Below are 13,493 nucleotides of genomic sequence, written 5' to 3' on the forward strand. Positions count from 1 at the left end.
GTCCCGTTAAAATGCGTAAGTCACTAAAAAATGGGTTTGCCCCGAAGCTAATGCCTGAGCTGCAACTAAGCTAAAGGTTAGAGTCCCGTTATCCACGTCGTAGCTGCCACTTGCCAGAAGCTCACTTTCCTGCGCTTGGCCATCCTGGTTTTCATCAAGGTATAAATAAACACCTTCAATATCATTCACTTCATCCATATCGCCGCTCGCATTTAAAGTGAGCTGCTCTAATATGGCATCGTTATTGTCACTTGTTAGTGCAAAGCTCAAAACGACTTTTTCACCATCACCAAATGCATAGTTTTCAGCTTCAGCATTGGATTTTTCAGCAATTACTTGAGGCGCAGCCAGTGTTAACACAGCCATGCGAATAGGATCTTCTACTTGGCCATTCACAGCGCCATCCGCATCATTCGCGCCGCCATCTTCAATTGTTAATTGCAAGCAGTGATGACCAACAGTTAAGCCTTGGGTATATGCATTGTCACCTGGCGCTGGACAACCATCAAGTGAGCCAGGGGCTGACCAAATAATGTTGTTGTCATCTTCAACAAAATTGAACCATCCCTTTTCGGCGCTAAACTTACGAACGACCGCATCTTCGACAAACGCTTGCTGAGGAGGTAGCACAATATTGACACTCTCACCGTCTGCCAGCCCTGTGGCGATGAAGTTGAAAATATCGCTAGTCGAACTAAAAGCGCTATCCTCAGTTGACGTTTGGCTATCCATTACAAGTCCTGCATTATCGATAAAGTCTTGCATGCTTAGTTGTGCCTGATAATTACCCGTGGCAAAGGCAATATCTCCCAACTGAAGCGCAATGCCAGCTGGTGCCTGAATAGGTTGAGTTGTCTCTCCCGTCGTGAGCTGTTTGATAACACCATTGTTGTCTAAATAATTCGGTATACGGTCACCGTCGCTATCACCGAAGCCTTCATCCGCATCTGAGATGCCATCATTATCGGAATCAACATTATCATCTAATATCGGCGTCGCCTTTTTCACCTTAATCCAAACATTGGCAGAGGCTGACATCGAATCTAATTCTGGAACTACCACCGACACATTCAGCTTATACATACCAACACTGAGCGATGAAGGGTCAAAGCTAAAAACGGAGTCACTAGATGCAAACGCACTTTCAGAACCAAACCAGTCAAAGAGCAATTCATACTTATCGCCTAAGTTACGTACTGCTGCTTCAAGCTGCACCAGACCACCATCTTGATAAACCGTATATGTAGTTTGTTGCTGTTGGCTAACCGTTACATCTAGCGCGATCCTAAAGCCTTCTTCGAACTCGTCAGGGACCCCATTACCGTTATCATCATCATCGGCGTTATCGCCAATACCATCATTATCCTTATCTGAGGTTTCGGTTGGGTCTAATGGGAACGCGTCTTCAGCATCAATAACGCCATCGTTATCATCGTCTGTATCCGCGTTATTACCTATCCCGTCAAGATCGGTATCTGTCGTTTCCGCCGCATCGAGTGGGAATGCGTCCTCAGTATCAATAACACCGTCGTTGTCGTCATCATCGTCCGTTGAGTTCGGGATAAAGTCACCGTCGGTATCAAGCGGTGTGCTGCTACTATCTAACGGATTTGTGCCTTCGCTGATCTCAACCTCATCTGAATAGTTGTCATTGTCATCGTCGGTATCGGCGTTATCGCCAATGCCGTCTAGGTCATTGTCTGCACTTTCTGCGGCATTAAGTGGGAAGGCGTCTTCAGCATCAATAACACCGTCGTTGTCGTCATCGTCGTCCGTTGAATTCGGGATAAAGTCGCCGTCGGTATCAAGTGGCACACTGCTGCTATCAAACGGATCCGTGCCTTCGGCCAATTCAACTACATCACTGTAATTGTCGTTATCATCATCGGTATCCGCGTTATCGCCAATGCCATCGAGATCATTGTCTGAGCTTTCCGCTGCATTTAGCGGAAAGGCATCCTGGCCGTCGCTCACACCGTCGTTGTCATCATCATCGTCCGTTGAATTCGGGATAAAATCACCGTCGGTATCAAGTGGCGTGCTGCTGCTATCAAACGGATTTGTGCCTTCGCTGATCTCAACCGCGTCTGAATAATTGTCATTGTCATCGTCGGTGTCGGCGTTATCGCCAATGCCATCGAGATCATTGTCTGAACTTTCTGCGGCATCGAGTGGGAACTCGTCCTCAGTATCTATCACACCGTCGTTGTCGTCATCATCGTCCGTTGAGTTCGGGATAAAGTCGCCGTCGGTATCAAGCGGCGTGCTACTGCTATCAAACGGATTTGTGCCTTCGCTGATCTCGACCTCGTCTGAATAGTTGTCATTATCATCGTCGGTATCCGCGTTGTCACCAATGCCGTCTAAGTCATTGTCTGCACTTTCCGCTGCATCGAGCGGGAACGCGTCCTCAGTATCAATAACACCGTCGTTGTCATCATCGTCGTCCGTTGAATTCGGGATAAAGTCGCCGTCGGTATCAAGCGGCGTGCTGCTACTATCGAACGGATCCGTGCCTTCGGCTAATTCAACTACGTCGCTGTAATTGTCATTGTCATCGTCGGTATCGGCGTTATCGCCAATGCCGTCCAGGTCATTGTCCAACGTCTCATTAGGATCATTAGGCAGGGCATCGCTATTATCACCTACACCATCAGCATCGCTGTCAGCAGACTCAGAATCATCATTAGGGAAGGCATCGTTGCTGTCCGCAACACCATCACCATCAAAATCGCCGCCATAGGTATATTCAATGGCGCCAATATCGACGGTTGGGTTTAATGGACCGCCGTCTGCGTCTGGGTTGTACTCACCCTGTATACGGTCATTGCCAAACAAATCGAAATCACCAACGCCATCCAACAAGCCATTGTCACCGGCATCAATATTCACACTGCCAGGGACAGGTCGAAAGTCTTCATTGGCAACATCGGCTAACTCAATGCTGCCCGTTGAGCTAACACCACACTCGCTGTTTTCCACCCAGTTATGACTTTGCCAAGTCCAAGTTGCTACATCGCAAACCGTTGAGCCGTTCTCGCCTGCTATGAACAAGCTATGGAGCATATTTGCTGAGCCTTCACCGCTAATACCTATAGCACCGCCTTCACTGTTAATCAGCGTAAATGAGCTCAAACCAATGAAGCCGTCTACTGTGCTGATAGCGTAATGGTCACCAAATACATTGGCAATCAGCGAATTCTCAATACTTATTGAATAGTCATCCCCTGCAATAACGGGCGCGTCGTTGTTGATGATCTGTACATAGTGCAACCCGATATAGTTGGTGGTAATCATATTAAATACACTACCAACACGACTATTATCTGTGGCGCCATTTCGCAAGGTTACCCCAGAGAGAACAGGGAATTGAGAACTTGTCATCCCTTGCACCAAGGCCACATCCATAATATTTGTAACACCTGCACCATCAATGGTAACTTCACGGTTACCATCAATCAGCATACCTTTGGTAGCAATCAACGGGCTGCTTAGTGTAATGGTCATTGGTTCAGCAAAAGTGATGACAGGAACCGTTGATATTTGACCCGTTGGGCATACATCAGCCATTGCCTGACGCAAGCTACCTGCGCCACTATCTGCGTTGCTGGTAACTGTAATAGCGGTGCTGGTACAGGCGGTATATTGATCGTCATCAACGCGATAGACTGTGCCTTCCACCGTGACAAAGTCAGTAACACCATCGCCGTCAATGTCGCTATCATTTTCATCGGCAATACCGTCGTTATCTAAATCAGGTAAATCACCATACACAGTCGGCCGAGGGTCGTCGCCATCAAGGGTGCCATCACCGTCACTGTCTGCGTTAAATGGATCCGAGCCTGCGGCAACTTCGTCACTATCACTTAGGCCGTCATTGTCATCGTCCGGGTCGGCATGGTTACCAATGCCATCACCGTCAAAATCTGCCCACTCGGTGGCATCATATGGAAATTTATCTTCCCAGTTAGCGCGGTTATCACCATCAATATCATCGTCATTTGAGTCACCAACGCCATCACCGTCGGTATCCGCGCCAAAGCGCACCAAGGCCGAACACACTTGCTCACCTGTTAAGTTAGAGGCTGAATTTGGCGTCACACAAAAACGCACTTCGGTGCCGACACTGGCAACACCAGTAAAAAATTGGTCGGTCTGGCTAGCGATGTTTTGCCATTGGCCGTTAGTTTTTATTTGCCACTGGTACTGGCTGTTACGCTCTAAATCATAATTGCTATTGCCTGGGGCAATGTAGGTATAGCGACCGGTCAAACCACCGGTTACCAATGGCTCTGAATATTGAGATTCAATGTAAACATCCGTTGCATGAGGTATTTGACCTACTTTTAGCCAGTCGCCACAAGTAGTTTCATTCTCATATTGCATACACATAGTGATGTAGTTATCTGCATCGTCACTCGTTGCTTGATATCCTAACGTGTCATTCGCGATGACTATGGCATCACTGCGATTTGCCGTTGCCGATCGCATCCACACATAACTAGATCCGGCCACTCCGTACGGCACATTCGCGAAGGCATAATCACCTGTTCTAAGGACTTGACTAACTTTATCGACTTTTGGATGAAAAAAGCGCTTACCAAATTTAGTGGTATCATAGTTCCATTTATCTAAATGCTTTTTTCTGGCGTTTAAACCATTGCGAAATGACGAAGCGTCCCATTCGTGATAACCGGGAAAGAGGTAAGAGGCGTTGTGCCAATACACATGTGAGCTATCGGTTAGGTTAATCATCATGGGTTGAAACCAGCCTGGGTCACCTTCAGGTACTGGCACTTCGATATAGTAAGACGTATAACTACGCCACTCCCCTGAACTACCACACGTTCCACACATATACTCTGTGCCATAAACCATCAGGCGAATACCTTGAATCTGCCAATCTGCTAAGTGATAGTTTTCAACAAAGTTATAAAGCTCATCTAGTTCCCACTTATGAAAACGCAGCCAGGTGATATCCTCTGGTAATTTATAATTAAGGTAATCCGCTGTTTCGACTGCTGCCCAACGTGGTGGTTGTATTGACTCCCATTGATCTTTATATGAGCGCGTGGTTTTATCTGAACTGATAAAAATATAATCGGTCACATCGCCAACAGGATAAGTCCCCCACTTGCCAATATCGGTGGTTTTAATATCGTTATAATAAAAACTTGAAGCATCCCACGGCAATGTCGTGCCGCTAAGAATATTGCCGCCCAATTGCTTATCCATACAAGTAGGATTAAGTGCGTTTTCTATACAGGTATCAAAGTGGTGTGTAGTAAACCAATGCCACTCATCATTGGCGGCAAAGAAATTTTCATCCCAACCTCTTGCCGCAGCAAATTTCGGAAACATTTGTGCCAAAGCACCCTGAATAGGGCAATCCCCACCGCCACATTGGCCGTTAAGCTTTTTTTGCTCGTTAGTAGGCGCTGCCATTGCGGCTTCTATACCCAATTCCCAGCCATGTGAGCTGTCGGTAGAGTAAAAACTGCGGTGCAGTTCTAACGGATCAAAGTTGTAATCAAGGTAAGGCAAGCGCGGGGTGTTAAATGTTCCGCGGCTATGTGCATCAACAGGTCCAGACAGGTACATACACATGTTTTCAATATCATCATCTGCTGTACAACCAATTTGATTATATAGCGGCGTGGTTGCTGCGCTATGACGGAAGTTATTAAAAAACGTATGTGGAATAACATCATAAATGCCGTTACTCACATGCCCAGCGGTATCTCGTTTCAAGCTGACGCTATTTTGCATATCCGTAACTGTACCTAGCACCATAAAACCAATACGACCACCGAATTCACCGCCATCGAGAGCATCTTCAGCGGCATCGTCTTGCATTAACCTTAAATGCAATTTACTGCCATTACCGACACTGCTGACCACGGTCGCGCCTTGATAAAAGTCGTGGTTGTTATGTACGCCGTAACCAGCAATCGTTTTGATAGTCATTGGGCGCTGTAACTGAGCAACAGTCACTGCATTAGCAAACGTCGCACCTAGCTCAAATGACAGACCTGCAAAGTTAGTTGAGCCAATGGTATCGCTGATATCGGCACTAGAAATAAGCAGCATGCGATCATCAGCTAAGCGATGCCAGCCTTCCTCAGCCACCATATAATGAATTTTGGCACCGGCTAAATCTGGGGCATTACCGACTGAACGAACAAAGAATTTAAATTGATTACCGCTAATAGTTGGCGCTAGCGGTAAAATACTGACGCCAGGATTTTGGTTAGGATCTTCAAGGCTGATGAACACAACAGGTCGTGCATAGATGCGATCAGTCCAGAGATCTTCAATGGAATTCCCCGCACCTATGGTAATAGTGCCAACTTCAGACGGAACACCAAGTAACGCGGGATGCCCTTCAAAGATAATCCCTTCACCAGTAGTTTCTCTGTCTGAACCATCGTCGGTCAAGTACGCCCATTGAGTACCTGATTGCACGAAAAAACCCGCTTTATTTGGCGATACCGCCTGATAAAAGACTTTGGTGGTATCGCTATTGACGTAGGCCGTATTTTCCGGGGTACTGCTTAACGATATCGACTGATGAGTCACTTGTGCCGTGCTGGCCTGTGCCGTATTACTTATTGCTACTACCAGCATCCAGCTTGTAAACAACCACCAAACCTGTTTAATTTTCACTACACACATCCATAGATATTGCACTTGAACGAGTGATTTTAATTTAAAATTGTTTTATTGAGATAGGCCATGGCGGCCAATTGAGTAGTTTTACTCAGAGGGTCGTTTATTCATCGAATAGGTAGTATTAGGGTCAATATTTTTTAACAGCGGCATATGAAATATCTTACTTTCAAAAACTTAAATATAAGCCATCACATTAACGCGTGAATGGTCTAACTTAAGTTGTTGCCAGCTAAGGTGACATCAGCAATTTCATCCGCTAACAGGAACATCAATAACTAAAACTACTTTATGTCGAATTATTTCTCCTTACCCGTCAAACTAGTGTTTATAATCCAACAAAACAATAAAATTAAAAGTTAGATAATATGCAAATTGTCATTGCCGATGACCATCAACTGTTTCGCGAAGGGCTTCGACTCATACTCAGTATTGAGTCACAATGGCAAGTAATTGCCGAAGTCGACAATGCTCAAGACTTAATGACACAAGTGCAAAATCAAACGCCTGATCTCGTATTGCTCGATTATCGCATGCCCGGTGGTGGCGCAGTATCTGTACTCAGCTATATAAAACAACGTTTTGAGACCACTCGAGTGATTTGCCTTACCGGTGTCAATTCAGCAGGATTATTTCGACAGCTACTTAGCTGCGGTGCTGATGCGGTCTTACTCAAAGAAATTTCCGCTGAAGAACTGTTAGCTGCGGTGCGCAGTGTTGTGGCTGGTCAACAAGTGCTATCGAATAGCGTTAAACAACAGTTAGAGAATGGTGTTGATAAACTAACGTCGAGAGAGTTTCAAATCATGGATTTGGTGTTAGAGGGATTAACTACTGCGGAAATCGCTGAACGCCTTAGCTTGTCACCCAGAACCGTTGAAAATCATAGATACAGCTTGATGAAAAAGCTAGACGTACGTAATAGCGCAGAGTTAATTCAGTTTGCCCAACAACAAGATTTGTTGAGTTGCTGATAACATCATGGATAAAACGGCCGACCATGGCAAATCATTGCCTGAATATCAGCAGCAGGTAAATACGCGACGACTGGACATGCTGTTAAAGCAAACAGTGCAAACCGGGTTTTTCAGCACACTATTCACCATTGTTGTTACGCTCATGATGCATAACACCTCGCATTTTCAGCAGATGATCTACTGGGTTGCACTAAACCTTAGCGTCGTGCTTGTGCGAGAAATATTCATTTTTCCAGTTTTAAAGCGCAACCGCGCCACGGGTAAAATAAGTGACAAGGCTATCCATAGAAGCGTGATCGTTTTCTGGCTATTTGCTGGCGCTATTTGGGGCTGGGCCGGTTACTTTTATTTGCCCGAGCAAAACCAAACTGAGCTCATGGTCAGCTTTATAGCGGTGTTTATTGGTATTACTGCTGGCAACCTCATTGCGTTTGCCCCCTCGATTTGGGCAGGCATAGCCTTTAGCCTACCTGCGCTCTTTGGACTTGCAGCAGGTGTTTATCGCTACGACTACTTTGTGTTATTCGCTAACGTGGCGATTTATCAAATCTTTCTATTAATCACTATGGCGCGCATTTCCAAGTCGGTGATCAATACCATCACGCTCGATTTAAAAAATCAGCAATTGCTACAACAAGTCACGCAAGAAAAGCAGCGAGCAGAAACACAGAAAATAAAAGCACAAAAAGCCAATCAGTCAAAAACTGAATTTATGACTTCCGCTAGCCATGACTTAAGGCAACCCTTGAACTCACTCGGACTATTTCTATATGGTTTAAAGCAAAAAATTCAAAGTGGAGCTGGGGACACCCTGCCCTTGGTTGAAAAAATCGAGCAAGCACATAAATCACTCTCCAGCATGTTTGCTCGTATGCTTGAAGTATCCAATGTAGAAACCGGTAAAATAACCCCACAGCCAAGCCACCTAGAAAGTAGCGCCCTCATTGGTGCTGTCGTTGATGAATACCGACAACAGTGCCAAACCAAGCAGGTCCAGCTCCATTACCAACCTATTCATGCCCGTCTTTATACCGATGATTTACTGTTTTCTCGGATTGTCCGCAACTTACTGGACAATGCGGTCAAATATACCCAGCACGGTGATATTCATGTTATTGAAACGCTTACAAATGAGCATTACAGGCTTGATATTCAAGATACCGGTATTGGTATCCCAAAACATGAACTAAACCATATTTTTGATGAATATCATCAAGTTGGGAATAAGAGACGGGATGCTAAAAACGGACTTGGGCTGGGGTTATTTATAACCTTTCGATTATGTCAGTTACTTGGCATCACTCTTAATGTAACGTCAACCGAAGGAACTGGCTCTTGCTTTAGCCTCACATGTAATACCCAAAAGATTCAACAATCTAACATTCAAAAATCTGATATCGAAGGGTTCCCAGCTTTAGCTCACCTTCACATCTTAGTAGTCGATGATGACACAGAAATATTAAGTGGTATGCAGCTCATATTAGAGCAATGGCAATGCCGAGTTGATACGGCGTCGGATATCAAAAGTGCGCTAACATTGGCCGAGCAGTCACGCCCCGACATTCTTTTGAGTGACTATCGATTAGAAGATAATTACACGGGCCTTGATTTGTTACACCAACTCGAAGAGATGCTCAATCAGGAAGTCACAACTATTTTCATAAGCGGCGAACACCTATCAAATAGCGTGTTTACTGAAGAACTCGCTGATTATCTGGTTTTGCAAAAACCCATTGAACCTGCTGACTTACATCAGGCAATCAAGGACTCGTTAACTCGTGATTGCGTTTCATCCGGCCAACGGTTAATTGAGTAGAGAAAGGTTAAATGGAAAACAGTAGAGATGGTGTCGAGACTATGCTTACCGTTTGAGTGAATACCTAGCTACGCAAGCCAAGAATATAGAGACTAAAGCTTGCTTCAGTGCCCCATCCCGCGTGGTACTTAAGTCCGCTAAACCTCAAATTTCGGGCATACAAAAATATCTGGAATATTTTTGAACGACTCTAGGTCGGCCCTGGGGCTAGCTCGAAGACTAGCCCTAAGGGTAAGTGCATGGATTGCACGCATAAAAAACCCTAACCAATCGGCTAGGGTCTGTAAAAGTGGTACCAATGAGCGGACTCCAAATTGCAACAGTGCCGCGCCCCGCGTGGCACTTAAGTCCGCTACACCTCAAATTTCGGGCATACAAAAATATCTGGAATATTTTTGAACGACTCTAGGTCGGCCCTGGGGCTAGCTCGAAGACTAGCCCAAAGGGTAAGTGCATGGATTGCACGCATAAAAAAACCCTAACCAATCGGCTAGGGTCTGTAAAAGTGGTACCAGTGGGCGGACTTGAACCGCCACGCCCGAAGGCAACGGATTTTGAATCCGTCATGTCTACCAATTCCATCACACTGGCATCTTTTTTCTTTAACCTTCTCAGTAAGAAGATAAAGAAAAACCACTTCAGAGCAAAGGCTTTGTTTATCTGCCCTCATCTCTATGCCCTGCATTATACAAAGAATGAAAAGCGCGGCAAGCGTTTTATGTTATAAATCTGTCAACTGCCGATTATTCAACCAAAGCGTGCTTTTTGCATCTTATGGGCCGAATACAGCAATCCACTCCCAGCCACACAAAATGGGAAAGCGTCGCCTTTATAATCGCCCTTTGTTACACTGTCGCCGATTTTGTTGGAGAGAAATAACATCATGTCATCGAATTCTGCGCCTGCGGGCATTGGTCGCCGTCTTGCTTCACTTATTTATGACGGTTTAGTCGTTATCGCCTTTGCCATGCTGACCACAGTACTTTTTCTGCTCTTGGTGCAAGCTGGTGTGTCCATGGGCTGGATTGCCATGGGCGAGGCCGAAGATGTGGCTGCGCTGATCCAACAAAACACCACGCTTTATGTAATTCGTGACATTCTTTTAGTGCTGGTCAGTGTTAGCTTTTTTGGCTATTTCTGGAGTAAAAGCGGACAAACCATAGGCATGCGGGCGTGGCGCTTACAGGTGCGTCGTTTAGACGGTTCTCTACCAACATTTTGGCAAGGCGCCTGGCGCAGCCTAGCCGCCCTACTAGGCCTGGGCAACTTACTGGTTTTGGTGGACTTTAAGAATAAACGCGCGCTGCAGGATTACCTCTCGGGCTGTGAGGTTGTGACCCTGTCTAAAGACGAAAATAAAAAGGTTTATCGCGCCTTAGATTAATTACCAACAAGCGGCGTGTCACTGCGCCGCTTGCTACTTCGCTGCGCCGAGAAACCGTCGACGCTCAGCACCACCGACAACACCTTACCCTCTAATTCATTCTGCTAGCAGCAATAGCTGATTGGCATCACAGCGCTATTTATACTGAAAAATAGAAGTGATAAGTAGTACGACCTAAGAACTCATGGTTTCATTCACTCTAAACGCTTGCTGCTCGCGGCACGAGCTGAGTAGCATAGCAGCGCTATGTAAACAGCTCGCAACAAAGAGCAGGATGCGTTTAGATTGAATTAGCCCCTAATTGCGGCGCTTGAGTAGGTAGCTGGCAAATATAATAAACAACAGGCTTGGCAACACCGCGCCGATGAAAGCCGGAATTTGATACACGGTTACTATCGGCCCGAAGATACGGTCGGTCAAATGGAACACGATTCCGGTGATCACCCCCATGACGATGCGTGCGCCCATGGTCACCGTGCGCAGCGGCCCGAAGATAAAGGATAAGGCCACCAACAACATAACCCCCAAAGCCACCGGCTGCATTATCTTGCGCCATAGGGCGAGCTCATAGGTGCTGGTATCCTGATCATTCTGCTTTAAATACTGCAAATACGACCACAGGCCACTAAAGGACAGGGTTTCTGGCTTCACCGACACCACACCGAGTTTCTCTGCGGTCAACTGCGAGGCATAAAAATACTCGTCTTGAGTCTGCTCACTAATCTGTAAATCCGACATACGCAGGGCTCTAACATCGCGTAGCATCCAGCCGCCCTCACGATTAAACCCTTTGGCGGCAAAGATCACTTGCTGTAATTGCAATTCTTTATCGAACTGGTACATGCGAATACCATTGAGCTGCCCCTGCTGGTCCACGTCTTCAATATTGATAAAGACATCGCCGTCTTTGGCCCACACCCCTTGCTGGGCGCTAAATACTTCGCCGCCGTAAATGGCTTGCGAACGCAGCTGCTTGGCGTTTTGCTCTGCCTTCGGCACGCCCCACTCGGCCATCGCCATCATCAGCAAGGCCATGACAATGGCGGTTTTCATCACCGAGCCTATCACCTGTAAACGCGACATACCGGCGGCCTGCATCACCACCAGTTCGCTGTTGGAGGCCAGCGCTCCTAACCCGGTCAAACCGCCGATTAACGCCGCCATGGGGAAGAACACCACCACATCGCCGGGAATGCTGTACAGGGTATAGAGCATGGCATCTATGATGTCATAATTGCCGCGGCCCACCGATTTCAACTGCTCGATAAACTTAATCAAGGTGCTGATGCCGACCAATACCAACAAGGCAAAGCCCGTGGTTTGCATTATGCTGCGACCTAAATACCAGTCTAATGTCTTCATGCTGTGGCCCCTCGGCGCTTAAAGCTGGCACGCAGCCAGGCACCCACAGGCCGTCCTTTAATAATCAAAAATGCACCTATAAATAAAGCACTTAAATGCACCCACCATAAGCCCGCAGACACGGGTATCTTGCCATCTTCAAGGGCAAACTTGGCGGCATTGAGGAGGATAAAATAACCCAGATACAAGGCAATGGCAGGCACCAGTTTGGCAAACTTACCCTGGCGCGGATTAACCACACTCAGCGGCACCGCAATCAAGGTTAACAGCGGAATGGACAGGGGAATGGCCAAACGCCACTGGAACTGCGACACCGCTTCATTGCTGTCTTGTTTGAGCAACTCAGAGGTTGGCACGGCTTCGAGTTTACGGCGCTGATGCTCAATGGCCTGTTCGCGAATTTGAACCTGGTAGCTGTCAAAGTCGGTGCGCTGCACATCCAGTCCCTTGTCTTTTAGTTCCACCCGCTGGCCCTGTCTGAGGATCAGTTGTTGCTCGCCATTTTCGTGTTCTTCCACCTGACCCATATCGGCATAGACGATCAGCGATTTTTGTACGTCTTCACCTCGCAGCAACTGGGCAACAAAGACGCGATTAAGCACCCGGCCGCCGTTATCGATATTATGGATAAAGACCACGGCCTTTTCGTTGCCGGTTTCCTGGAAACGTCCGGCGCGCAATGCCGACAATCCGGCTTCGGCCTCGGCGCGCTCTTTCAGCTGATATTCTTTTTCACTGGCCCAAGGCGCCAAATATAAGGTCATGGCACCGGCTAAAATGGCCAGCACGGTACTGGAGAGCAAGGTCACCCGCACCACATACCACTCGCTGACGCCACAAGCCTTTAATACGGTCATTTCACTGTCGGCATAGACCCGGCTATAGGCGAGGATAATACCGAGGAAAATACTCAGGGGGAGGATCAAAGACGCCAGTTGCGGCAATTTTAAGGCCACGACAGAAAGCACCAGTTTTGCTGGAATACTGCCCTCAGAGGCATCGCCTAAAATGACAACGAATTTTTGACTCACAAATATCGTCATCAGGGTAACAAAAACGGCCACCTGCGACTTTAAAACTTCCGCGGTTAAGTATCTAAAAATCAGCAATGTGCGCCCCTAAAAACTTGTGTTTCACTGGCATAGTGGGAAAATTTGAGTAAACTAGTTATTTTAGTCACTTTATTATATGTCAAGCGGATCAAATATCATACCTAGGGCATGTAATTGTCTACACTTTAGTTTAGTGGATTGAGCAAAACGTAAATAGTTCACTGGCATATTAT

6 protein-coding genes and 1 tRNA gene are annotated in these 13,493 nt (G+C 46.6%); 3 read left to right on the top strand and 4 right to left on the bottom strand.

From position 1 onward, the window contains the following. Window positions 1–6: 6 nt before the first annotated feature. Window positions 7–6,666 (bottom strand): thrombospondin type 3 repeat-containing protein, encoded by a 6,660-nt coding sequence (locus C2M36_RS15890; RefSeq protein ID WP_105255733.1) that lies wholly within the window; start codon window positions 6,664–6,666, stop codon window positions 7–9. Window positions 6,667–7,037: 371 nt separating this feature from the next. Between C2M36_RS15890 and C2M36_RS15895 the strand changes: the two genes are divergently transcribed. Both C2M36_RS15895 and C2M36_RS15900 read left to right on the top strand, forming a co-directional pair. After that, on the top strand, window positions 7,038–7,643 hold the full coding sequence (locus C2M36_RS15895) for a response regulator (protein WP_105255734.1): 606 nt from the start codon (window positions 7,038–7,040) through the stop codon (window positions 7,641–7,643). A gap of 7 nt (window positions 7,644–7,650) precedes the next feature. Then, window positions 7,651–9,462 (top strand): hybrid sensor histidine kinase/response regulator, encoded by a 1,812-nt coding sequence (locus C2M36_RS15900; RefSeq protein ID WP_105255735.1) that lies wholly within the window; start codon window positions 7,651–7,653, stop codon window positions 9,460–9,462. 506 nt (window positions 9,463–9,968) lie between these two features. Here C2M36_RS15900 and C2M36_RS15905 read toward each other — a convergent pair. After that, a tRNA-Leu gene (locus C2M36_RS15905) sits at window positions 9,969–10,053 on the bottom strand. A gap of 292 nt (window positions 10,054–10,345) precedes the next feature. Between C2M36_RS15905 and C2M36_RS15910 the strand changes: the two genes are divergently transcribed. After that, the gene (locus tag C2M36_RS15910) at window positions 10,346–10,846 is read left to right on the top strand and encodes an RDD family protein (RefSeq protein ID WP_105255736.1); all 501 of its coding nucleotides are present in this window, start codon (window positions 10,346–10,348) and stop codon (window positions 10,844–10,846) included. Window positions 10,847–11,143: 297 nt separating this feature from the next. Here the strand turns inward: C2M36_RS15910 and lptG are convergent, their stop codons facing one another. Together lptG and lptF are read right to left on the bottom strand one after the other, a co-directional pair. Further along, window positions 11,144–12,208: an LPS export ABC transporter permease LptG gene (lptG, locus tag C2M36_RS15915; RefSeq protein WP_105255737.1), complete on the bottom strand. Its 1,065-nt coding sequence runs from the start codon at window positions 12,206–12,208 to the stop codon at window positions 11,144–11,146. Then, the gene (lptF, locus tag C2M36_RS15920; protein WP_105255738.1) at window positions 12,205–13,317 is read right to left on the bottom strand and encodes an LPS export ABC transporter permease LptF; all 1,113 of its coding nucleotides are present in this window, start codon (window positions 13,315–13,317) and stop codon (window positions 12,205–12,207) included. The genes lptG and lptF overlap by 4 nt, the downstream gene beginning before the upstream one ends. Between the last annotated feature and the right edge of the window lie 176 nt (window positions 13,318–13,493).

It is taken from the genome of Pseudoalteromonas sp. T1lg75 (assembly GCF_002964705.1).
Taxonomy (GTDB): Bacteria; Pseudomonadota; Gammaproteobacteria; order Enterobacterales; family Alteromonadaceae; genus Pseudoalteromonas.